20 protein-coding genes are annotated in these 21,976 nt (G+C 55.7%); 13 read left to right on the plus strand and 7 right to left on the minus strand.

Translation table 11 applies throughout. The annotated features are described in order from the left end of the window. Positions 1–101: 101 nt before the first annotated feature. Positions 102–1,490: an adenosylhomocysteinase gene (gene ahcY, locus KO492_RS08080; RefSeq protein ID WP_216044491.1), complete on the minus strand. Its 1,389-nt coding sequence runs from the start codon at positions 1,488–1,490 to the stop codon at positions 102–104. 180 nt (positions 1,491–1,670) lie between these two features. Here ahcY and KO492_RS08085 point away from each other — a divergent pair, with 180 nt between their 5' ends. Continuing rightward, positions 1,671–2,261: an HD domain-containing protein gene (locus KO492_RS08085; RefSeq protein WP_216044492.1), complete on the plus strand. Its 591-nt coding sequence runs from the start codon at positions 1,671–1,673 to the stop codon at positions 2,259–2,261. Positions 2,262–2,340: 79 nt separating this feature from the next. On the opposite strand, the gene KO492_RS18790 is transcribed toward KO492_RS08085, so the two are convergent. Further along, positions 2,341–2,472, minus strand: coding sequence for a hypothetical protein (locus KO492_RS18790; protein ID WP_289847577.1), 132 nt, complete (start codon positions 2,470–2,472; stop codon positions 2,341–2,343). A 115-nt stretch (positions 2,473–2,587) separates the two neighbouring features. Between KO492_RS18790 and KO492_RS08090 the strand changes: the two genes are divergently transcribed. After that, positions 2,588–3,502 (plus strand): LysR family transcriptional regulator, encoded by a 915-nt coding sequence (locus KO492_RS08090; protein WP_216044493.1) that lies wholly within the window; start codon positions 2,588–2,590, stop codon positions 3,500–3,502. Between the two features lie 18 nt (positions 3,503–3,520). Here the strand turns inward: KO492_RS08090 and KO492_RS08095 are convergent, their stop codons facing one another. Together KO492_RS08095 and KO492_RS08100 are read right to left on the minus strand one after the other, a co-directional pair. After that, on the minus strand, positions 3,521–4,075 hold the full coding sequence (locus KO492_RS08095; RefSeq protein WP_066601012.1) for an ActR/PrrA/RegA family redox response regulator transcription factor: 555 nt from the start codon (positions 4,073–4,075) through the stop codon (positions 3,521–3,523). A 76-nt stretch (positions 4,076–4,151) separates the two neighbouring features. Beyond that, positions 4,152–4,778, minus strand: coding sequence for an SCO family protein (locus KO492_RS08100; RefSeq protein ID WP_216044494.1), 627 nt, complete (start codon positions 4,776–4,778; stop codon positions 4,152–4,154). Positions 4,779–4,864: 86 nt separating this feature from the next. Between KO492_RS08100 and regB the strand changes: the two genes are divergently transcribed. The 9 genes from regB (at position 4,865) to hslU (ending at position 18,495) form a co-directional block, all read left to right on the plus strand. Continuing rightward, positions 4,865–6,259, plus strand: a complete 1,395-nt coding sequence (gene regB, locus KO492_RS08105; RefSeq protein WP_216044495.1) for a sensor histidine kinase RegB — start codon at positions 4,865–4,867, stop codon at positions 6,257–6,259. A gap of 115 nt (positions 6,260–6,374) precedes the next feature. Beyond that, a complete protein-coding gene (locus tag KO492_RS08110; protein WP_216044496.1) occupies positions 6,375–7,961 on the plus strand; it encodes a PAS-domain containing protein in 1,587 nt (528 codons plus the stop codon). Positions 7,962–8,048: 87 nt separating this feature from the next. Continuing rightward, complete coding sequence (locus tag KO492_RS08115; protein ID WP_303578306.1) at positions 8,049–9,101, plus strand: aminoglycoside phosphotransferase family protein; 1,053 nt, start codon at positions 8,049–8,051, stop codon at positions 9,099–9,101. Then, positions 9,074–9,751, plus strand: coding sequence for a nucleotidyltransferase family protein (locus tag KO492_RS08120; RefSeq protein WP_216044497.1), 678 nt, complete (start codon positions 9,074–9,076; stop codon positions 9,749–9,751). The genes KO492_RS08115 and KO492_RS08120 overlap by 28 nt, the downstream gene beginning before the upstream one ends. Beyond that, the gene (gene addB, locus KO492_RS08125) at positions 9,751–12,732 is read left to right on the plus strand and encodes a double-strand break repair protein AddB (protein WP_216044498.1); all 2,982 of its coding nucleotides are present in this window, start codon (positions 9,751–9,753) and stop codon (positions 12,730–12,732) included. Before KO492_RS08120 ends, addB begins: the two co-directional genes overlap by 1 nt. Beyond that, positions 12,729–16,136, plus strand: a complete 3,408-nt coding sequence (gene addA / locus KO492_RS08130; RefSeq protein WP_216044499.1) for a double-strand break repair helicase AddA — start codon at positions 12,729–12,731, stop codon at positions 16,134–16,136. Before addB ends, addA begins: the two co-directional genes overlap by 4 nt. Before the next feature lie 56 nt (positions 16,137–16,192). After that, a complete protein-coding gene (gene trxA / locus KO492_RS08135; protein ID WP_066600994.1) occupies positions 16,193–16,513 on the plus strand; it encodes a thioredoxin in 321 nt (106 codons plus the stop codon). Between the two features lie 123 nt (positions 16,514–16,636). After that, positions 16,637–17,194 carry an ATP-dependent protease subunit HslV gene (gene hslV / locus KO492_RS08140; protein WP_066600992.1) on the plus strand — a complete coding sequence of 186 codons (558 nt, stop codon included), beginning with the start codon at positions 16,637–16,639 and terminating at the stop codon, positions 17,192–17,194. Then, positions 17,191–18,495 carry an ATP-dependent protease ATPase subunit HslU gene (gene hslU / locus KO492_RS08145; protein ID WP_216044500.1) on the plus strand — a complete coding sequence of 435 codons (1,305 nt, stop codon included), beginning with the start codon at positions 17,191–17,193 and terminating at the stop codon, positions 18,493–18,495. The genes hslV and hslU overlap by 4 nt, the downstream gene beginning before the upstream one ends. Here the strand turns inward: hslU and KO492_RS08150 are convergent, their stop codons facing one another. Genes KO492_RS08150 through KO492_RS08160 form a run of 3 tightly spaced genes read right to left on the minus strand, consistent with a single transcriptional unit; the run spans position 18,496 to position 20,803 of the window. Then, positions 18,496–19,047, minus strand: a complete 552-nt coding sequence (locus KO492_RS08150; protein ID WP_303578305.1) for a Smr/MutS family protein — start codon at positions 19,045–19,047, stop codon at positions 18,496–18,498. Between the two features lie 50 nt (positions 19,048–19,097). Then, positions 19,098–20,138, minus strand: coding sequence for an MltA domain-containing protein (gene mltA / locus KO492_RS08155; RefSeq protein ID WP_216044502.1), 1,041 nt, complete (start codon positions 20,136–20,138; stop codon positions 19,098–19,100). Then, positions 20,138–20,803: a Tim44/TimA family putative adaptor protein gene (locus tag KO492_RS08160; protein WP_216044503.1), complete on the minus strand. Its 666-nt coding sequence runs from the start codon at positions 20,801–20,803 to the stop codon at positions 20,138–20,140. The genes mltA and KO492_RS08160 overlap by 1 nt, the downstream gene beginning before the upstream one ends. Positions 20,804–20,909: 106 nt before the next feature. Here KO492_RS08160 and KO492_RS08165 point away from each other — a divergent pair, with 106 nt between their 5' ends. Both KO492_RS08165 and secB read left to right on the plus strand, forming a co-directional pair. Continuing rightward, positions 20,910–21,407, plus strand: coding sequence for an FxsA family protein (locus tag KO492_RS08165; protein WP_216044504.1), 498 nt, complete (start codon positions 20,910–20,912; stop codon positions 21,405–21,407). A gap of 58 nt (positions 21,408–21,465) precedes the next feature. Next, positions 21,466–21,975, plus strand: a complete 510-nt coding sequence (secB, locus tag KO492_RS08170; protein WP_066600980.1) for a protein-export chaperone SecB — start codon at positions 21,466–21,468, stop codon at positions 21,973–21,975. Position 21,976: the final 1 nt, after the last annotated feature.

Here is a 21,976-nt window from a genome sequence, read left to right on the forward strand (position 1 = left end):
GGCTTGGACAGAGCCTAGTGGGATCGTGAGACAATACAAAGGGAAAATTTAACAGAAAATGCCCCCTCACGCAGGATAGGGGGCATTCTCAATTGCATGGATCAGTAGCGGTAGTGTTCCGGCTTATACGGCCCGTCGACTGTTACACCGATATATTCCGCCTGTTCCTTGGTAAGCTGGGTAAGTTTGACCCCGATCCGCTCAAGGTGAAGCCGCGCCACTTTCTCGTCGAGATGTTTGGGCAGGATGTAGACGTCATTTTCGTAATTGTCGCCATTGGTCCAAAGCTCCATTTGCGCCAGAACCTGATTGGTGAAGGAGGCGGACATCACGAAAGACGGGTGACCGGTCGCATTGCCAAGGTTCAAAAGACGTCCTTGGGACAGGAGGATGATCCGGCTGCCCGAGGGCATTTCGATCATATCAACCTGATCCTTGATGTTCGTCCATTTGTGGTTCTTGAGCGCTGCCACCTGAATTTCGTTGTCGAAATGGCCGATATTGCCGACGATGGCCATGTCTTTCATCGCGCGCATATGCTCGATGCGGATAACATCCTTGTTGCCCGTCGTCGTGATAAAGATGTCGGCGTCGCTCACCACATCTTCGAGAAGCACCACTTCAAACCCGTCCATAGCAGCCTGAAGCGCACAGATCGGATCGGCTTCGGTCACTTTGACACGCGCACCGGCGCCGCGAAGCGAGGCGGCGGAGCCTTTGCCCACGTCACCATAGCCGCACACGACCGCAACCTTGCCGGCCATCATCACATCCGTTGCGCGGCGAATACCGTCCACAAGAGATTCCTTACAGCCGTATTTGTTGTCGAATTTCGACTTGGTCACGGAATCATTCACGTTGATCGCAGGGAAGGGAAGCTGACCCTTTTTCACCAGATCATAGAGACGGTGCACACCGGTGGTTGTTTCCTCGGACACACCCTTGATCTGGGCGCGCATCTTGGTGAACCAGCCGGGCGTTTCCGCCATGCGTTTCTTGATCTGCGCCTTGATGACCTCTTCCTCTTCGGAAGTCGGCACGGCAATAATGTCCTCACCGTCTTCGGCGCGCGCACCGAGCAGAATGTAGAGCGTCGCATCGCCGCCATCGTCAAGGATCAGGTTCGGACCCTCGGCAAACTGGAAGGATTTGTCGAGATAATCCCAATGTTCTTCAAGGCTTTGACCCTTGATCGCAAAAACCGGAATACCCGCAGCGGCAATCGCGGCGGCAGCGTGATCCTGAGTCGAGAAGATGTTGCAAGACGCCCAGCGCACATCGGCCCCCAGTTCCACAAGCGTCTCGATCAGAACAGCTGTCTGAATCGTCATGTGCAGACTGCCAACGATCCGCGAACCTTTAAGCGGTTTGCTTTCGCCGTATTCCTTGCGAAGCGCCATCAGGCCCGGCATTTCTGTTTCCGCAATATCAAGCTCTTTGCGCCCGAACTCCGCGAGAGAGATGTCTTTTACGATAAAATCGGTGGCCATGGTCTGGCTCCTGCATAAACATGGTTGAGTTGGCCGCTGATTATCAGCTTGACCTCATCCTTACAACGCAGAGCTATTGATTTCAGGTTAAGGCATTTCGCAAAACACATTCAGCCGCGAAAAATCATGGAAACCTCGTGAAGGCTTGGATACCAAAGCGGCGGAATAGAAGAGGATAACATGGCTCAACCGCGCGCGTGGCAACGAATGCTTTCAGGTCGGCGACTCGATTTGCTGGACCCGACCCCCATGGACATCGAAATCGAGGACATTGCCCACGGGCTGGCCTTTGTCGCGCGCTGGAATGGTCAGACCCACGGCGACTACGCCTATTCCGTGGCGGAACATTCCATACTGGTCGAGGAAATCTATCGCCGTCTTTACCCCAAAGAACCGGTCAAATGGCAGCTCGCGGCATTGCTCCACGATGCGCCTGAATATGTGATCGGGGACATGATTTCGCCTGTGAAAGCCGCGATTGGTCCCGACTATGGCGAATTGGACGACCGGCTGACCGCAGCCATCCATATCCGTTTCGGACTGCCTGCTAAACTGCCTGCGACGGTCAAGAAAAGGATCAAAAAGGCGGATAAAGTGTCTGCATGGCTGGAAGCGACGCAAATTGCGGGGTTTTCGGTTGAAGAAAGCAATAAATTCTTCGGCAAAATGGATGCCGCACTGATCAGAGACCTGAAACTTCGCCTGCGCCCGCCGATGGAAACGCGCATCGCCTTTACCGAACGCCACGCGGCACTCATGGCGGCGCTTTAAATCGGGTTCTGGCGCCTCGATCCCAGCCCAATAGACATAAAAAGACCCGCCGAAGCGGGCCTTTTCAAAATGTTGTCAATCAGAGGCTAATGCGGCGGTTCAGCTGAAAATTCAGCTCATAGCGCATTTCGCGTCTCTGGCGTTTTTCGCGCTCCATCAAAGATGTGGCCGAGCGCGACGGGGCGGAGAACAGGTTTTTAAGTTTGGACATGGGAGCGCCTCATACGATTTCTGATTCTCTTCTCGCATCACTTGTCGATTCTCCGAAGTTCATATGGCTTTTCCTATGTAAGCTGAGCTAACATGTCCCTATGGATTGGAAAGACATGCCCACGCTCGCCTCGCTGCGCGCCTTTGAAATTGCCGCGCGTCTCGGCAGCTATTCGGCTGCGGCGCGGGCGTTGAACGTCACCCATGCCGCGATCTCGCAACATATCAGAAGCCTTGAAACCCATCTTGACGAGAAACTCTTTACCCGCGCCGCGCGGGGCGTGGAGTTGACGCAGGCGGGGCACGCGCTGTCCGAGTCGCTCACGGAGGGTTTCGGCATGATTGTCAGCGGCGTGCAGGCAATCACGGACGAGCGCACCCATAGGCCGGTCATCATCTCAACAACACCGACCTTTGCAGAAGTCTGGCTGATGCCGAAACTGGGCGGGTTTTGGACCGAGCATCCGGATATCCATCTGCAAGTTCAGCCCTATATGGGGCTGAGCAACCTGCGTTCCGAAGGGATCGACGTTGCAATCCGTTTCGGGGCCGGAGACTGGCCGGGGCTGGATGTCGTGCCGCTTCTGATGAGTCCCTTCGCGGTCGTGTGCAGCCCCGACTATACGGAGGCCGAGTCACTCGACGAGATGGGGGATTTGAACGAGATCTACTGGATCTTCTCCGAATTCTCGTCAGAACAATATGCTTGGGGAAACCGCATCGGCATGGATTTCAAACAACAGGACTTCAGAGAACTGGCGAGTAATGCGCTGACGCTCTCTGCGGTGCGTTCGGGTCTTGGCGTGTCGATCCAGTCGCGGGTGCTGGTCGAAGACGATATCGCGTCAGGGCGTATGAAAGTGCTCTACGAGGGCGATCCCGAAGGCATCGGCTATTACATTGTCACCCTGCCCGGCGTGCTGTCACCTCAGGTCAAGACATTGCGCAACTGGCTTTTGCGCAATGCCGAGGATGTGACAACCGTCGAGGAAATCGAAACCGAGATCAGCGAAGAGAGCGACACGCCTTAAACTGCCGCGCAACTGACCTTAGCGCGGAGAACGCTTTGCCAGAATACGCTGCAATGTGCGGCGGTGCATGTTCAACCTACGAGCGGTCTCAGAAACATTGCGATCACAAAGCTCGTAGACGCGCTGGATATGTTCCCAACGCACCCGATCCGCCGACATCGGATTTTCCGGCGGCGGCGGCAGTTCCTTGCCCCCGGCAACAAGCGCATTCACGATGTCATTGGCATCCGCCGGTTTTGACAGATAATCCGTCGCGCCGATTTTGACCGCAGCAACGGCGGTCGCGATGGCACCATAGCCTGTCAGCACGACGATGCGGCTGTCCGGCCGTTTCTCGCGCAGCACCTCGACCACATCAAGGCCGTTCCCGTCCTCCAGCCGCAAATCCACCACGGCATAGGCGGGCGGGCGGGCGGTGGCGATGGCTTTACCTGCCGCAACCGAACCGGCGGTCTCGACCTCAAAGCCACGTTTTTCCATAGCCCGTGCAAGACGCCGCAGAAATGGCTCATCATCATCGACGAGGAGAAGCGATTTGTCCTCACCTAAGTCAATCTTTTCATCCACGCTCATCTGAGCCCTCCTGCCAGCGGCATCTATCCTATACGTTTTGTCGGGTTTTAGAGCGCCGTCGGTGACGGGTCAAATTTTACCCTGCGGCGTCAATGAAACATGCCACCCGATCCGCCATCTGTTCCGGTGTGTCGTCACGTTTGAAAAAGTCCACAAACCCGATTTCGGGGAACACAAGATAGGTGAATGTCGAGTGATCGACGAGATAGTATTCGGGATCACCGTCCTGCATTTTGTAATAGGTCTTGTAAGCGGTAGACGCGGCTTTCACCTGTTCCGGCGTGCCGGTCAGTCCGATCATGTCCTCATGAAACAGACTTGTAAACTCTTTCATCACCTCGGGCGTGTCGCGCTCCGGATCAATGGAGATAAAGGCCGTTTGCGCATCATAGCCGCGCTCTTCCAGAAGTCGTAAAGCATCCGCATTGCGCATGTTGTCGAGCGGGCAAACGTCCGGACAGAAGGTATAGCCGAAATACAGGATGGTCGGTTTTGTGAATACATCCTGATCCGTGACCGTTACCCCGTCCTCATTCACAAGCTCGAAAGGGCCACCGATGGCGGCAGCTCCACCGCTTACGGCGGCGGCGCGGCATTGTGCAAAGGCATCATCACCTGTGGATTGCGTTGCATACCATGCAGTCGCGCCAATCACTGCAACAAGCACCACACCTACCGAAATGGCTATGGTTTTTACGGACATATCTATTCTCCTGATCGCTTCGCATTGATTGCGTCAAAAGCAGTGACTATCAAGGGGCTTAATGCCGCAGAAGGTCGATTACACCCATGATAGAGAACAGAGACGACCTTGTGACCGTCGAACGCCGATCCGACTGGGTCAGATTGCGCACTTTGGTTGCCCTACGCTGGATTGCCATTTTTGGCCAGATCGCCAGCATCATAGTCGCAATTCTCCTGTTCAAACTGCATCTGGAAATCGGTGCATTCGCGGTCATCATCGGCGCCTCGGTCATTCTCAATATCGTGGCCAGTTTCGTTTACCCCGAAAACACACGTTTGAGTGAACGCGGAGCAACCTTGATGTTGCTCTTCGACATCACCCAGTTGACCTGCCTTTTGTATTTTTCCGGTGGCCTGACCAACCCGTTTTCCGTTCTTATCCTTGCACCCGTGTCGATTTCCGCCTCGGCTCTGCGCCCGAAATCCTCGATCCTGACCGGATCTGTCGCCATCGCCTTCGTCACCATTCTGGCCCTCTATCATGTGCCTTTGCATCTGAACGACGGGGCCGAACTCATCATTCCGGACATTTTCCTCTTTGGAAACTGGGCCGCAATTGTCATCGGGATCATCTTTCTCGGCGTGTTTTCATGGAAGGTCACCTCGGAAATCCACACCATGTCCCAAGCCCTTCTGGCAACACAGATGGCTTTGACGCGCGAGCAGAAACTCACCGACATCGGCGGGGTCGTCGCAGCCGCCGCCCATGAGCTTGGCACACCTCTGGCCACGATCAAGCTGGTGGCCGGAGAGTTGGTCGACGAGCTCAAGGATCAGGAGGTTCTTTGCGAGGATGCGCAACTGATCCACGATCAGGCGGACCGCTGTCGGGACATTCTTCATTCGATGGGGCAGGCGGGGAAAGACGATCTGCACATGCGTTTTGCCCCTTTGCAAGCCGTCATTGATGAAGCTGCCGAACCTCATACCGGACGGGGCAAATCCGTCAATATCGAGGTCTTGGGGTCCGAAGACGGCTCGGACCAGCCTTATGTTTACCGTAGGCCCGAAATCATCCACGGCTTGCGCAACCTCATCCAGAACGCTGTGGATTTTAGCGAAACGACGGTCTGGATCGATATTTCATGGAGCGCCCGCCGTATTACATTGCGCATCATTGATGACGGTGCCGGTTTTCCCGCCTCGGTGATCGGTCGGATCGGCGATCCGTTCATGCGCCACCGGCGTTCCGAGCGGGAGGCCGAAAAGAGACCCGGCTATAACGGGATGGGGCTTGGCCTGTTCATTGCGAAAACGCTTTTGGAGCGCACCGGTGCGGAGATCACCTTTGCCAACGGTTCGGACCGCCATGACCAGCATCTCCATGCGGGGCGTCGCTCCGGTGCCATTGTCGAGCTGAGCTGGCAACGCGACCGGATTAGCGTGGCTGAGGGTGAAGAGAATAAAGCCTTGGGCGAAAATGCACCGTTTGCGCAGTGAAATACATCAAAGCTACTGCTTTTTTCATCGGTTTATTTTTACCCGCTTAACGGAGCATTAACTAAAAAGCCGGAGAGTCTTCCCATCGCGAACTCGTAGTTTTGATGGGAATCACATGTCATTCGACCTCCTGTTCACCCTTGCGGCCCTGCTTGTCGGGAGCCTCGCCGTTGCTTTTCTTGTTCTCTACAGCCTCGCGTGGCTTGCCGATCGCAAAGAAAAGCAAACCACGCTGGCGCTGGAGAGTCAGGATACCGACATCGTCTTCCTGTTTGATGACGAAACCCTCGTCAATGCGACCTCGTCGGCGCAGAGCATTCTGTCGGCGGCTGTGGACGTGGGCTCTGACTGGTCGCGTTTGCTTTCTGTTCTGATCACGAAATTCCCGACGCTTCAGGCTGAGATCTCTGATCTGGCGGAGCGGGGCAAAATCGACATTGAATCCAGAGATGGCAGTTCCGTTTTAAGCTGTGAGTGGCGCAATGGTCTGGCGCGGATTTCTCTGTTCGATCAGGAATCCGACCACATCCCGCTCAATCTTGACCGTCACTCGATTGCCGCCATGGAGGAGGAACTGGAAACGCTACGCGCGACAACGGAGCATGTCCCGTTTCTTGTATGGCGCGAGCTTGAAAACGGCGCAATCAGTTGGGCAAACAGTGCATATATCACCTTGGCGGATCGTCTCTCGGGGGAGGATACGCCAAGCTGGCCACCTGCGTCTCTCTTTGACACACAACTCTTGTCAAAAGCCGAGCCGAATGAAAACCGGCGTCTCAGCCTGAAAGACGAGAACGGAAACACGCATTGGTATGATGTCTATCGCTTCAAACTTGGGGACAGCTTTCTCTATACTGCCAGCAATGTTGATCGCACTGTCAAAGCCGAGGAAACACTGCGCGAATTTACCCAAACTTTGACAAAAACATTCTCGCACCTGACCATCGGTCTCGCCGTCTTCGACCGTAACCGTCAACTTGCACTCTTCAATCCGGCGTTAACAGACCTGACCTCTCTTCCTGCCGAATTCCTGATCACCCGCCCGACGCTGATCTCGTTTCTGGACCGCCTCCGCGACAGCCAGATGATGCCGGAACCCAAAGACTACAAGTCATGGCGGCAAGAAATGGCGGAGCTGGAAACAGCAGCCGAAGATGGCACTTATGAAGAGGTTTGGACCCTACCTGGTGGCATGACCTATCGGATCTCTGGCCGCCCGCATCCCGACGGCGCAATCGCTTTCCTGTTCGAGGATATTTCCGCCGAAATGTCACTCACCCGACGCTTCCGCTCCGAAATCGAAACGGGGCAGGCGGTTCTCGACAGCCTGTCCGAAGCGATTGCCGTCTTTTCCAGCGATGGCACATTGGCAATGGCAAATGCCGCCTACACAAAGCTCTGGCGTCTTGATCAACTGGAAGGGCTTGCTGAGACAAGCGTTTCGGATGCCACCCGTGTCTGGCACACAAAATGCGCGCCAACTCCGATCTGGAGCGATTTCCGTAAATTTGTCAGCCGCACAGGGGAAAGGGCTGAATGGTATGGCCAGACCCGCCTGTGGGATGGTCGCCGTCTGAACTGTCGTTTCACCCCGCTTCCTTCGGGCCAGACACTTGTCGGGTTCTCGCCGGAGGAACGCTCGAACGCACTAAGACCCACACTGAAAACTCAAACCCACGACACGCGATTTATCAAAATGTGACAGCACACAGCTGTGTCTTGCCCTTGTGTCCGGTGCGAAGGGGACTAAAGTCGGACGGTATCTATCGGACGCAAAAGGCCCAACCCTGTGAACACCAAAACTCCCGCGCGTGAGACAATGAGTGAGCGCGCTCAAAAACTTGATGATTTTCTGGCTCAAAGCCCTTGGTCTGGTGCTCTGTCCACAGCTTTGGCAGGGGATGCTTCGAGAAGGCGCTACCATAGGCTCACCGACCACACCGGCCGCACCGCAATCCTGATGGATGCACCGCCGGACGCAGGCGAAGATGTTCGGCCTTTCCTGAAAGTCGCCGCATATCTGCGCAAATCGGGCCTTTCCGCGCCAGAAATCTACGCGGCGGATGAAACACAGGGCTTTCTGATTCTCGAAGATTTCGGCCTCACACTTTATGATCAGGTGTGCTTGCAACACCCCGAAAGCGAACCCGAACTGTATGATGCCGCTGTGGATGTCCTGATCGAATTGCATTGCGCAAAACCGATGCAAGGGCTGGATGACTATGTTCCGCTCATGACGGATCTCGCGACATCCAGTTATCGTTGGTATGCAGAACCTATACTCGGCCGTAGCATGGCATCTGAGCGTGAAGAATTGAGTTCCGCGCTCCGGCCATTGATCGACAGTCTCCACCCCGGCCGCGTCACGGTCCTGCGTGACTACCACGCGCAGAACCTCTTGTGGTTGCCTGAACGTAATGGTGCCGCCCGTGTCGGCCTGTTGGATTTCCAAGACGCCATGCTCGGACCGGCGGCCTATGACCTGATTTCCCTGACAACCGACGCCCGCCGCGATGTCTCCGAAGACATCGGAACCCGCTGCATGGACCGGTTTTGCGAAGGACTGTCTCTTGATCCGGCGAAGTTTTCACGCGAGGCTGCCATCTGTTCCGTTCAACGAAATCTGCGTATCTTGATGATTTTCGGAAGAATGTCCCTGCACTTCGCCCGTCCGCATTACGTTGACCTGATCCCGCGCGTCTGGGGATACCTTCAGCGCGATCTCGATCACCCCGATCTCCGACAGGTTGCAGAACTTATTCGCAAACACTTTCCTGAACCCGACACACTCGCACTCAAGGCGCTCAAAGAAAAATGCGGCACAATCCCGACTCTGCAATGATCTTCTGTGCCGGACGTGGCACACGGATGAAAGCACTCACGGAACACCAACCGAAACCGATGATCAAAGTCGCCGGCCGCCCTCTGGTGGACCACGCCCTTGATCAGCTGGAGGGTATTCCCCATCGTGTCGCCAATCTCCACTATCTGCCTGATATACTCCGAGATCACCTTACATCAGCCGGATTAGAGACTGTTTTCGAGGAAACTCTGCTGGAAACAGGCGGGGGGCTTAAGAACGCTTTGCCTTATTTCAAAAGCGACGCAGTTTTCACAATGAACACTGACGCTGTTTGGAAAGGGCCTCGTGCCGCAGATGTTCTTTCCGCCGCATGGGACGCCGACAAAATGGATGCGCTATTGTTGGTTGTGGCAAAACCCCGCGCACATGCGCATCTCGGGTCCGGTGATTTTGATCTGGAGACAGACGGACGCCTGCGCCGTGGAACGTCCTATATTTACACCGGAGCGCAAATCCTGAAAACCGCGCCGGTTTCGGAAATCGAAGAGACATATTTTTCACTTAACCGCGTCTGGGAAAATTTGTTCGCGCGCGGACGTATCTATGGTGTTGAATACAGCGGACATTGGTGCGACGTCGGTCATCCGGAGGGCATCGCAATCGCCGAAGATATGTTGGAGGATCAGTAATGTTCTCGTCAGACGGAAACCCCGCGCTCTTCGGCGTTCCCTGCGGCGCACATTACCCGTCAGCAGTCAAACGCGGGCTTTTGCAACGGCTGGCGTCTATGTCGCCCGAAACGGTTGCGCGCACGGAAATCTATGTGAACACCTCGCGCATGAAAAAGGAACTCATGGCATCTTTCGAAGATGGTTCGACCCGATTCCTGCCGAAATTCCGTCTTTTGTCCGATCTCGGCATGGATCATGACTTCATGGACCTACCCGTTCCTGTCAGCGGCCTGCGACGCCGGTTGGAGCTTGCGCAGCTTGTTTCGCATTTTCTGAAGCAAGAACCTCAATTTGCCACGCGGTCCTCTGTTTTCGATCTTTCGGACAGTCTGGCGCTGCTGATGGCGGAAATGCAGGACGAGGGCGTCACGCCGCAGGACATTCAAAACCTGAAAGTGCCCGATGCCTCCGGACACTGGCAGAAGTCTCTACAATTTCTCTCCATCCTCTTCGGTCTGTTTACAGAGGACTCGACATCGGACCTGAGTCTGGAAGCGCGGATGCGTTTGGTTATTGATCGCCTCGAACGCAAATGGGAAATCGCGCCGCCGGAGCATCCGGTCTTGGTCGTGGGCTCAACGGGATCGCGCGGCACAACGGCACGTTTCATGACACTCGTCGCCAAACAGCCGATGGGAGCCGTCATCCTGCCCGGCGTGGATTTCCATATGTCGGCCGATGTCTGGACACAGATTCGTAGCGAAGACCGTATTTCCGTCGAGCATCCGCAAGAGCGCATGGCGCGTCTGGCACAAAACATCGGCATAGACCCCACTCAAATCCAGAGATGGGACACGGAAACCGAAGAAAACGCAGCACGAAACCGTCTTGTATCACTCGCCCTGCGTCCCGCGCCCATCACCGACCAATGGATGAAAGAGGGCCCCGCTTTCGAACAGGTCAGGCCTGCGACAGAGCGGCTGACCCTGATTGAAGCACCAGACACGCGGCTGGAATCCAATGCGATTGCCCTCGTTCTCAGACATGCCGTGCACGAAGGAAAAAAGGCGGCACTCGTCACGCCCGACCGTGATCTCGCCAGACGGGTCACCGCTCTTTTGACCCGCTGGAATATCGTGCCAGACGACAGCGCCGGTATTCCGTTGAGCCAAACACCTCCGGGGCGGCTTCTACGCCATGTTGTCGGCCTCATTGGCCGTGTCCTGTCTTCAGAAGACCTGCTCGTTTTGTTGAAACATCCGCTATGTGCGCGGGGAGGGCACGACAAGACTTCGGGAGAGGATGACCGCGGCTATCATCTTTTGTGGACCCGTGAGCTCGAAGTCCACCTGCGCCGCAAGGGGATTGCCTTTCCCTCACAAGACGACCTTGTGCACTGGGCGATCAAATCCGGCGAAAGCAAGGATGACAAAGAGGCCCGCCTGTCATGGGCGCATTGGGTGGCCGATATATCCGAACAGTTTCAACAGACATCGGAAGGCTCCCTGAAAACCCATCTGGATCGGCTTGTTGGGCTGAGTTCGAAACTTGTCAAAGGACCGGATGCCGGTGACGACAGCGAGCTTTGGGCACAACATACCGGACGTGAGGCCCGACGTGTCCTAGAGGAGCTATATCGCGAGGCGGACTATGGCGGGTCTATGAGTTCCTTGGAATTTGGCGATCTGTTTCGCGCCATTCTCGGACGCGGGATTGTGCGTGACCCCTCTCCGAAACATCCTCAGGTCATGATCTGGGGTACGCTCGAAGCCCGTGCGCTTGGGGCTGATCTGGTCATTCTGGGCGGTCTGAACGAAGGCATCTGGCCGCAATCGGTCGGGCAAGACCCGTGGTTCAACCGCGATATGCGACGCAAGGCAGGGCTTTTGTCCCCCGAACAGAATATCGGCCTTTCCGCACATGATTTCCAACAGGCCATTGCCGCACCCGAAGTTGTTCTGGCCCGCGCCAAACGTGATGCCGAGGCAGAGACGGTTGCTTCGCGCTGGCTTATCCGGCTGACCAACCTGATGTCCGGCATGTCGGATGAAGGGCGGCAAGGTTTGGAGGCCATGCGTCACCGTGGCGCCGAATGGATCACCCTTGCAGAACATCTGGATCGACCCGATTTCACCTTGCCCTCCGCACATCGCCCCAGCCCGAGACCTCCGGTCGCTGCGCGGCCTCGTCAGCTTTCCGTCACGCGCATCGAAAACCTGATCCGCGACCCCTATGAAATCTATGCAAGCCGCGTTTTGCGTTTGAACAAACTGGACCCGCTCAGCCGCGAACCGGATGTGCGCGAAAGAGGCACGGCACTCCATGCGATCATGGAAGCCTATCTGTCGCAAATTGCCGAGGAAGACTATGAAGCCGCTTTGGCGCGGTTCCTGAATGTGGCCGAAGAGGTTCTGGAACGCGAGGTCTCTTGGCCGTCCGCGCGTCGGGTCTGGCTTGGCCGTGTAAGGCGGATTGCGGCCAGACTTGTCAAACGGGAGCGGGAAAGATTTGCCCTCGGCACTCCGGTCGGGATCGAGGCAAAGGGTGCGATGCATCTGCATGAAGTCGACTTTTCCTTGACCTGCAAGGCCGACCGAATTGATCGTAAGGAAGACGACAGCTTCGTCATTTATGATTACAAATCCGGCACGCCTCCGACAGAAAAGCAAACCAAGATCTTCAACATCCAGCTTCACCTCGAAGCGGCAATGATGGAGGAGGGCGGTTTTGACTCGGTTCCGATAGGGAAAGTGTCCGAAGTGGCCTATCTCGGGTTGGACAACAAGCTGACGGAAACGGTGCTGCCGCTTGATCCGGGCGATGTGGCCGAGGTCAAAAAGAAACTGGTGCAGTTGATACGATCCTATGACGACCCTGCGCTTGGCTATACTGCACGTCGCATGATGAAAACCGTTCGCTACGAGACCAATTTCGAACATCTGTCGCGATATGGGGAATGGTCCGACGCCGACACGCCCGTGCCGGAGGATTTGGAATGACCACGATGAACGAAGCAACCCGTCGTCAGATCATGGCGGCGCGTCCGGATATGTCCACATGGGTGTCCGCCAACGCCGGTTCAGGCAAGACGAAGGTTTTGACGGACCGTGTGGCCCGCCTTTTGCTGGATGGAACACCGCCGCAGCATATTCTGTGTCTGACCTATACCAAGGCCGCCGCCGCAGAGATGCAGAACCGCTTGTTCAAGCGTCTGGGGGATTGGGCCATGCTGCCCGATCCGGAGCTTATCAAGGAGCTTACCGCCCTCGCCCCGGAAAAGTCTCTGGATAGCGAGACCTTGCGACATGCCCGCACACTCTTTGCCCGCGCAATCGAGACTCCCGGAGGTCTGAAAATCCAGACCATTCACTCGTTTTGTAGTGCCTTGCTACGGCGGTTTCCGCTGGAAGCGGGGGTTTCGCCGCAGTTCAAGGAAATGGACGATCGCCAGTCCCGCCGGATGGTCTCCGAAATTATCGAAGATATTGCCCTTGGCCCGAAACGTGATGTGATCGACGATGTCGCGCTCTATGTCAGCGATCTCGACCTGACGGATTTGGCCCTCAGCATTGTCAGCAAACGCGACCAGTTTTTCCCGCCTCGTCAAAAGGCGGACATATGGTCATGGTTCAACCTTCCCGCCGGATATGACGAAACACGACTGTTGAAAGATGTCTTTCTGGGCGGCGAAAAAGACATGCTGCTTGCATGCGCCACATTGATGGAAGCCTCCAGCACCTCCGATCAGAAAACCGCCGCTCTTTTCCGTCATTGGGCTGAGTTGGAGCCTGATTTGTCCCTTGTGGAAAATTTGTGTGACAAGTTACTGGCGAAGGAAACTGCCAAAACCAATCCTCTTCAATCCAAATTCTATGCACAGCACTCCAGCCTTCCGACGCGCAAACTCATAGATGCCCATCCCGGCGCCTTCGATCATCTCGAAGCCTTCATGAAACGTGTGGAAGCTGCGCGGCCACATCTCTTCGGGCTCAAAGATGCGCGCAAGACCCTCGCCCTGCACCGCTTTGCTCAGGAACTTCTGCCGCCCTATATGGAGCGCAAAGCCGAGCTAGGCCTGTTGGATTTCGACGACATGATCCGCCGCGCGCGTGATCTTTTGTCGATCTCCAACGTGTCACAATGGGTGCTTTACCGTCTGGATGGCGGGATTGACCATATCCTTGTCGATGAAGCGCAAGATACCAGCCCCGATCAGTGGCGCGTTGTTCAGCTTCTGGCCGGTGAGTTTACCGCGGGCGAGGGGGCGCGAGCCGATGTGACCCGCACGATCTTTGTCGTGGGCGACCACAAACAGTCCATCTATTCGTTCCAAGGCGCCGCTCCCGAAGCCTTTGACCAAATGAAAGAGCATTTCGGAGAGCGTTTGAAAGCCGTCGGGCAACCCTTGCAAGACCTGTCCTTGCAATATTCCTTCCGCTCTTCTCCGGCCATTCTGACTGCAACCGACACAGTTTTTGCCGCAATCGGCGGGGAAGGGGTCGGGGGCATTCCCGAACATATCGCCTTTTTCGATGACATCCCCGGTCGTGTTGACCTTTGGTCTCTGGAGACGCCGGAAGACCTGTCAAAAGAGGAAAAAGAAGAGCGGGAGAAAGAGGCAAGCCGCTGGGAAGAGCCGCTTGACGTGATCCATCCCGAAGAGCCCAATCCCCGACTGGCCAAACGGATCGCCAATTTTGTGGCCGAACAGCTTGAGCATGGCTCCCTTCCGGACAAGAACGGAAAGGGGCGGAAGATCGAGGCGGGCGACATTCTGATCCTCGTTCAGCGCCGCTCCCCCTTGTTCCGGCTTATTCTGAAAGAGCTCAAATCCCACCCCGCCAGAATTCCCGTTGCCGGCGCCGACCGCATGACGCTCAATGACGAGATGGCAGTAAAAGACCTGCGGTCCCTTCTGGCGTTTTTGTCGTTGCAGGACGACGATCTGGCACTGGCGGAAACATTGAAGTCTCCACTGTTCAATTGGTCGGAACGCGACCTGTATCAACTCGCCCATGGTCGCACCACCATCACCCTTTGGCGTGCGCTCTATGAACGGCGCAAGGAATGGCCCGAAACTTTCGAGGTTCTCGAAGACCTGCGCCAGACCGCCGATTTTCTGCGTCCTTATGACCTGATCGAGCGTGTGTTGATCCGTCATGACGGACGGCGCAAATTCATCGCACGCCTTGGTAAAGAGGCGGAAGACGGGCTTGATGCGCTGTTACATCAGGCGCGCAACTACGAGACCACAGAAACCCCTAGCCTGACAGGGTTTATCGCATGGCTGGAATCCCAAACCATTCAGCTCAAACGTGTTCTGGATGAAAATTCCAACCTTGTCCGTGTGATGACGGCACATGGATCAAAAGGTCTCGAAGCTCCAATCGTGATCCTGCCTGACACTTTGAAAACCCTGCGGGAAACCAAAGATGAATTTGTCTCTCCCGAACCGGATCAAATCGTCTGGAAAGGGGCAGGAGGCCAGCGATCCGACCAAACAAAAGAGACCCTGAACCGGCTCAAAATGGCTGATTTGGAAGAAGACAGACGCCTTCTATATGTGGCGATGACCCGCGCAGAGAAATGGTTGATTGTCTGCGGTGCGGGGAAGGAAAGTGCGGGCACTTGGTATGATCTTATCAAGACAGGATTGAACACACTGGAGACAGAGACCCTTGATCTTGCCGGTGCTCCGGGGCAGCGATACGCATGGGGCGCTTGGCCTGATGCGCCGGAAACCCGCAAAGATGCCGCCTCACAAAATCCTGTTATGCCAGAGTGGTCTCGCGCGCCGGCGGGTGTTGTCGCACAGGACACGAACAGGATCTCGCCCTCGGACCTCGGTGGAGCAAAGGCGCTTTCCGGTGAGGAAGCCGCGCTTGATAAAGATGCTGCCATGCGGCGGGGAAGCCAGCTTCACCGCTTGATCGAGCTTCTACCCGATGTGACCGAAGACCGCCGCGAAGACGTGGCGCGGTTTATTCTGTCGACTGGGGAGGATCCCGCTCTGGACAGCGAGGTTCCAGGTCTTCTCCATGAGGCCTTGGGCGTCATCAACCAGACTTACGAGTGGGATGTATTCGGCCCGAATTCACTCTCGGAAGTGCCCTACACAAGCACTCTGAACGGACACATCATTCACGGCATCATAGACCGTCTGATTGTGACGCCGGACAAAGTGCAGATCGTGGATTATAAATCCAATACCGTCATTCCCGACCGAATTGGGGATATTCCCGAAGGTCTCCTGCGTCAGCTTGGCGCCTATGCCGAAGCCTGCCAGCGGATCTATCCGGATCGCGATGTGGAGGTGGCGCTTCTCTGGACGAAAACCGCAACGCTTTGCCCTGTTCCTCTCAATATCGTGATGGCGGCACTGGGTCGCGCCGCCACATCTTGACCCTGCACAGTGCACGCCCTACCTTTTCACCAAGTGAAAAACTCAGGAGAAGCCCTATGGCAACCGTCAAAGTCAGCGATGACACATTCAGCACCGAAGTCCTCGAATCCGACATCCCTGTAATTGTCGATTTCTGGGCCGAATGGTGTGGCCCCTGCAAACAGATCGGCCCGTCCCTCGAAGAGCTTTCTGACGAATATGACGGCAAGGTCAAAATCGTCAAAGTGAATGTCGATGAAAACTCGAACTCGGCCGCACAATTCGGTGTGCGCTCCATTCCGGCGTTGTTCATGTTCAAAGGCGGCGAACTTGTTTCCCAGAAAATCGGTGCTGCACCGAAAGCCGCTCTGGCAAACTGGATCAACGAAGAAGTCTGATTTTCATCAGAAATTCTGAATTGGGGCGCCTCAACGGGCGCCCTTTTTCGTGGCAGAAATTCCGGCGAGGTTGCACCTGTGCCCCATCGCCCTCATATAGATTGCCAAGCGAAAGGATAACCAATGTCGAAAGAAGAGTTTCCCGGATGGCACGGCACAACGATTATCGGCGTGCGCCGTGGTGGTGAGGTTGTCGTGGCCGGTGACGGTCAGGTCAGCCTTGGCCAAACTGTGATCAAAGGCACCGCGCGCAAGGTGCGGCGGCTTTCTCCCGGTGGTCAGGATGTTGTCTGCGGATTTGCCGGTTCTACAGCAGATGCGTTTACCCTTCTGGAGCGGCTGGAGACCAAACTCGAAGCCACCCCCGGTCAACTGGCCCGCGCCTGTGTCGAACTGGCAAAAGATTGGCGCACCGACAAATATCTTTCGAAACTCGAAGCCATGTTGATTGTCACAGATGGCGATGCGCTTTTGGTTGTGACCGGCGCAGGCGATGTTCTGGAGCCGGAAAATGACATCGCGGCCATCGGATCGGGCGGGAACTTTGCGCTCGCGGCGGCCCGTGGCCTCATGGAAACCGACAAAGATGCCGAAGCCATCGCGCGCGCGGCAATGAAAATCGCCTCCGACATCTGTGTTTACACCAATGGCAACCTTACGGTTGAGAAGATTAGCAAATGACCGACCTGACCCCCCGCGAAATCGTATCCGAACTGGACCGTTTTATCATTGGCCAGAACGACGCAAAACGAGCTGTCGCTGTGGCCCTGCGCAACCGCTGGCGGCGTAAACAGTTGCCGGATGATCTGCGCGATGAAGTCTATCCGAAGAACATCCTGATGATCGGACCGACTGGCGTCGGCAAGACGGAAATCTCCCGACGCCTCGCCAAACTCGCCAAAGCACCTTTTATCAAGGTCGAGGCGACGAAATTCACCGAAGTCGGCTATGTTGGTCGCGATGTGGAACAGATTATTCGCGATCTCGCAGATGCCGCGATTTCCCAGACCCGCGAACACATGCGCGAAGATGTAAAAGCCAAGGCCAAAGGTGCCGCCGAAGAGCGTGTTATCGAGGCTATTGCAGGCACGGATGCGCGTGAACAGACCCGCGAAATGTTTCGCAAAAAGCTCCATTCCGGCGAGCTTGATGACACGGTAATCGAGTTGGATGTGCAAGACAGCGCACCCTCTGTCGGCATGTTCGAAATTCCCGGTCAGCCGCAAATGGGCGGGGCGATGAACCTCGGTGATATTTTCGGCAAGGCCTTTGGCGGGCGCACCGTGAAAAAGAAAATGACCGTTGCGCAAAGCTATGACGTTTTGATCAGTGAAGAAGCTGACAAACTACTGGACGATGAAACCGTCACTCGCGTGGCGCTGGAATCGGTTCAGGAAAACGGGATCGTTTTTCTTGACGAGATTGACAAGGTCTGCGCCCGACAGGAAGCCCGTGGCGGTGATGTTTCACGTGAAGGAGTCCAGCGCGATCTGTTGCCCCTGATCGAAGGAACGACAGTGTCCACAAAATACGGGCCTGTGAAAACCGATCACATCCTCTTCATTGCCTCCGGTGCCTTCCATATTGCGAAACCTTCGGATTTGCTGCCCGAATTGCAGGGCCGTCTACCGATCCGCGTAGAGCTGCGTGCGTTGGAAGAGGGCGATTTTGTGCGTATTCTGACCGAAACAGACAATGCTCTAACCCTGCAATACACGGCATTGATGGAGACCGAAGAGGTCGAAGTGACCTTCTCGGAAGACGGTATTGCCGCCATTGCAAAACTCGCCGCAGATGTGAACACATCGGTCGAAAATATCGGCGCACGGCGGCTTTATACGATCATGGAGCGGGTGTTCGAGGAACTGTCTTTTGCGGCTCCCGATACGCCCGGTCAAAAGATCGTCATTGATGCGGCCTATGTCCATGCCCATGTCGACGAAATGGCCAAGGCTGCGGATGTCAGCCGCTATATGCTCTGATCACTTTTTGCGGCGCAGGTAGACGTAATACGCGCCTGTGCCGCCATGTTTGAGATGTGCTTCGGAGACTTGCAGCACCGCTTCGCGCAGAGGTGAACTGTGCAGCCAATGGGGCACCTGATGTTTCAGGACGCCTTTGCGCACCGGAATTGGTCCGTCATCCTCCTGATGCTTGCCTTTTCCGGTGATCACCAACACCAGCCTGAAATCCATCGCCCATGAGTTAAGGATAAACCGTGTGAGCGCCGGATGGGCCTGTGCTTGGGTCATGCCATGCAGGTCGATCCGCGCTTCCGGCACGAGTTTACCTTTACGCATTTTACCGAATTTCTTGCGATCCATTCTGAGCGGAGCCTGCGCCAGCGTGTCAGACACTGAAGGTGCAAGGTTATGACCCGTTGACTGTGACCGCGCCTTGCGACCGATTTCCAAGTCAAACTCGAAAGGTTCGCGCACAGGCACGCTTGCCGGTTTCGGGAGGTCCGGTTTTTCAGGACGGGCCAAAGGCGCCGGAAAAGATGAAGGATGCAAAGGCCGTGCCGTTTTCTTCACGGCATTCCACAGATCCTTATCCTCATCGCTTAGATGTTTTTTCCGCCTGCTCACCCCTCCGCCCTTTCCTCATAGGCATAGGCAAGCTGGATCGGCAAAAGCACAACCATCCGACCCGGATCACGGATTTTTCCGGCCTGATCGCCCGCGGAATCACCCGTGCCAAAGAAAATATCCGCGCGTTGAGCCCCTTTAATGGCGGAACCGGTATCTTGGGCAATCATGAGACGATGAAGCGGGTTTTCGCCCTCTTTCTCGATCCACACAGGTGCGCCCAAAGGCACAAACTTCGGGTCCACAGCGATTGAACGCATGGTCGTGATCGAACGATGCATCGCGCCAATCGGGCCTTTATCTGCGGGTAGTTTCGGCAATTCGCGGAAGAACACATAGGACGGATTGAAATTCAAAAGCGCCTCACCCTCGACCGGATGGCGACGCACCCAGTTCTGGATGACCTTGGCAGAGACCTGATGGGCATCATACACGCCCCGACGGATCAATTCCTTGCCAATAGAACGATAATTGCGCCCGTTGTGACCCGCATAGCCGATCCGGATGACAGAGCCGTTTTCCAGACGGATACGACCCGACCCCTGAACCTGAAGGAAAAACAGTTCGACCGGATCATCCACCCACGCGATTTCCAGACCACGCCCCGCAAGAGCGCCTTCAGAAATGTCCTGCCGCGCCAGATAGGGCGCGCCGGACACCACATCCGGCGGCATACGATAGACAGGATAACGATAACGTCCCGTCTGATGGCGGGAGCCGCGCAATTCAGGCTCGAAATACCCTGTAAACAGAGGATCATTGCCGTCCTCGATCAGAACCGGACGAAACAAAAGCTCGAAAAAACCGCGCGCATCAGTGGTGCTCTGCGCAAAGGCGCAAATCTGCGGCCATTCCGGTCCGTCGATCAGGGAACAGGTCTCGCGGAAAACGGAAAGAGCCGCAGCGTGATCGTCTGCGGCCCATCCGGGTAGGTCATCAAATGAAAGAACACGCACCATCAGATCATCCGAAGATGCTGCCGGCGTCGTCCAAGCCAGCAAGGCTGCAAAGCCCGCACTCGCCAGCTTTCTCCACATCAGGCACCAGTCGCGACAAGCTGCCAGTTCGGATCATCGCTGCCCAGATGGCGGGCAAAGGTCCAAATATCTTTCTGGCGGTTGATGGCTTTGACATCGCCTTCGACGATATCCCCGTTCGCATTGCGCACAACAGAGGTGATTTCGCCGACGAAGCGAATTTTGATCTCGGCCTCTTCGGTGGCGCGGTCCAGATCGGCATCGATAATCTGAAGTTCACGCAGACCGATAAACTGGCTCTCGATGGTGAGACCCTTGGCCTGACGGTCCGCGACAACTTCGGAGAAGGCTTCAAACACGTCCTCGGAGAGGAACGGCTTGATGCTGTCCAGATCATCATGCTCGAAAGCCATCAGGATCATCTCATAGGCACCACGCGCACCGGAGAGAAACTCGCTGACGCTAAAACTCGGATCGACACGTTTAATCGCCGCGAGATTGTCCGCTGTGCGACTTCCGGCCTCAACATTGTCGATGATGTCATGATCCACGCCACCTTCGATGACTTCGAAATCCCGTTTCACTTTCGTGGCCTCTTCGGCACCGGGGAATTCAGCGCGCGGTTTTTCAAACCCCTCGCGCGTCCCGAGAACGCTGCGCAGGCGCAGGATCAGAAAAATGGCAATGCCCGCAAGGACAAGAATTGAAAGAAGGGAATTCCCCATCGGCGATTGATCTCCGTGCAACGTGGCAAAATCTGTCTACCGACCTTATGTAGGTGACGGACCCCGCTAAGTCTACCTGCGGGAGAGAGATAAGAAAGGACTTCTCATGTGGCTTTTCGCCCTTTTCGTCGCTATTCCGATCATCGAGATCGCTCTGTTCATACAGGTGGGCGGTCTGATCGGCCTGTGGCCGACGCTTTTGATCGTCATTGTGACCGCCATTCTGGGGACCGCTTTGGTGCGCCAACAGGGCGCTTTGGCGATGTCACAACTGCGTCAGTCCTTTGCCGAACTCAACGATCCTTCCGAACCTTTGGCACACGGGGCGATGATCCTGTTGTCCGGCGCACTCCTGCTGACACCGGGATTTTTCACAGATGCCTTGGGATTTCTCCTGCTGGTTCCTGCCTTTCGCGCTCTGGTGCTGAAAGAACTGCGTAAAAGGGTGAAGGTTCAGAGCTTTACCATGGGTCAGCAAACCACCCGACAAAGCGCGGATCCGTTTCGCTCCCCCTCACAAAACCCGAATATCATAGACGGTGAGTGGGAAGAGGTAGATGAAAACACAACCAAACAAGGGCCATCGGGCTGGACTCGCCATTGAGAGGCTGAGTTCAACCTGATACAAAACCGCGAACGTTATATTTTTGAGGACAGACAAGATGGCCGAAAACGGCACCACCGCTCCGAAACCCGAGGCTGCCGCCCAGCCGAACCCAGTCAAAATGCAAATTCTGGGTCAGTTCATCCGCGATATGTCTTTTGAGAATATTCTCGCTCAAAAGTCGCTCAAGGTCGAAGGTCGCCCCGCGATTTCCGTTCAGGTCGCTCTGGACGCCAAAAAACGCGAAGAAGAAAACCAGTTCGAAGTTGCCACAAAGGTGAAAGTCGAATCCAAAACCGAATCCGGTGATGCAACGCTTTTCATTCTGGAACTGGATTATGCCGGTGTTTTCCACATCGAAAACGTGCCGGACGAGCAAATGCATCCGTTCCTGATGATCGAATGCCCGCGGATGCTCTTCCCGTTCCTGCGTCGTGTGGTCAATGATGTGACCCGTGACGGTGGCTTCCCGCCGCTGAACCTCGACAACATCGACTTTGTCCAGCTTTACCGTCAGGACATGGCACGCCGCGCAGAAGCCCAGAAGGCCGCTGCGACACCGAACTAAG

Origin of the sequence: Celeribacter halophilus (genome assembly GCF_018860305.1) — a bacterium.
Taxonomy (GTDB): domain Bacteria; phylum Pseudomonadota; class Alphaproteobacteria; order Rhodobacterales; family Rhodobacteraceae; genus Celeribacter; species Celeribacter halophilus_A.

Excerpts from the sequence above, each read along its gene's own strand:
- trxA (WP_066600994.1), top strand. The coding sequence starts at position 16,193 with ATGGCAACCGTCAAAGTCAGCGATGACACATTCAGCACCGAAGTCCTC.
- addB (WP_216044498.1), top strand. The coding sequence starts at position 9,751 with ATGTTCTCGTCAGACGGAAACCCCGCGCTCTTCGGCGTTCCCTGCGGC.
- KO492_RS08095 (WP_066601012.1), bottom strand. The coding sequence starts at position 4,075 with ATGAGCGTGGATGAAAAGATTGACTTAGGTGAGGACAAATCGCTTCTC.
- secB (WP_066600980.1), top strand. The coding sequence starts at position 21,466 with ATGGCCGAAAACGGCACCACCGCTCCGAAACCCGAGGCTGCCGCCCAG.
- addA (WP_216044499.1), top strand. The coding sequence starts at position 12,729 with ATGACCACGATGAACGAAGCAACCCGTCGTCAGATCATGGCGGCGCGT.
- KO492_RS08085 (WP_216044492.1), top strand. The coding sequence starts at position 1,671 with ATGGCTCAACCGCGCGCGTGGCAACGAATGCTTTCAGGTCGGCGACTC.
- regB (WP_216044495.1), top strand. The coding sequence starts at position 4,865 with ATGATAGAGAACAGAGACGACCTTGTGACCGTCGAACGCCGATCCGAC.
- KO492_RS08100 (WP_216044494.1), bottom strand. The coding sequence starts at position 4,778 with ATGTCCGTAAAAACCATAGCCATTTCGGTAGGTGTGGTGCTTGTTGCA.
- KO492_RS08120 (WP_216044497.1), top strand. The coding sequence starts at position 9,074 with ATGCGGCACAATCCCGACTCTGCAATGATCTTCTGTGCCGGACGTGGC.
- KO492_RS08090 (WP_216044493.1), top strand. The coding sequence starts at position 2,588 with ATGCCCACGCTCGCCTCGCTGCGCGCCTTTGAAATTGCCGCGCGTCTC.
- mltA (WP_216044502.1), bottom strand. The coding sequence starts at position 20,138 with ATGTGGAGAAAGCTGGCGAGTGCGGGCTTTGCAGCCTTGCTGGCTTGG.
- hslV (WP_066600992.1), top strand. The coding sequence starts at position 16,637 with ATGTCGAAAGAAGAGTTTCCCGGATGGCACGGCACAACGATTATCGGC.
- hslU (WP_216044500.1), top strand. The coding sequence starts at position 17,191 with ATGACCGACCTGACCCCCCGCGAAATCGTATCCGAACTGGACCGTTTT.
- KO492_RS08165 (WP_216044504.1), top strand. The coding sequence starts at position 20,910 with ATGTGGCTTTTCGCCCTTTTCGTCGCTATTCCGATCATCGAGATCGCT.
- KO492_RS08160 (WP_216044503.1), bottom strand. The coding sequence starts at position 20,803 with ATGGGGAATTCCCTTCTTTCAATTCTTGTCCTTGCGGGCATTGCCATT.
- KO492_RS08110 (WP_216044496.1), top strand. The coding sequence starts at position 6,375 with ATGTCATTCGACCTCCTGTTCACCCTTGCGGCCCTGCTTGTCGGGAGC.
- KO492_RS18790 (WP_289847577.1), bottom strand. The coding sequence starts at position 2,472 with ATGTCCAAACTTAAAAACCTGTTCTCCGCCCCGTCGCGCTCGGCCACA.
- ahcY (WP_216044491.1), bottom strand. The coding sequence starts at position 1,490 with ATGGCCACCGATTTTATCGTAAAAGACATCTCTCTCGCGGAGTTCGGG.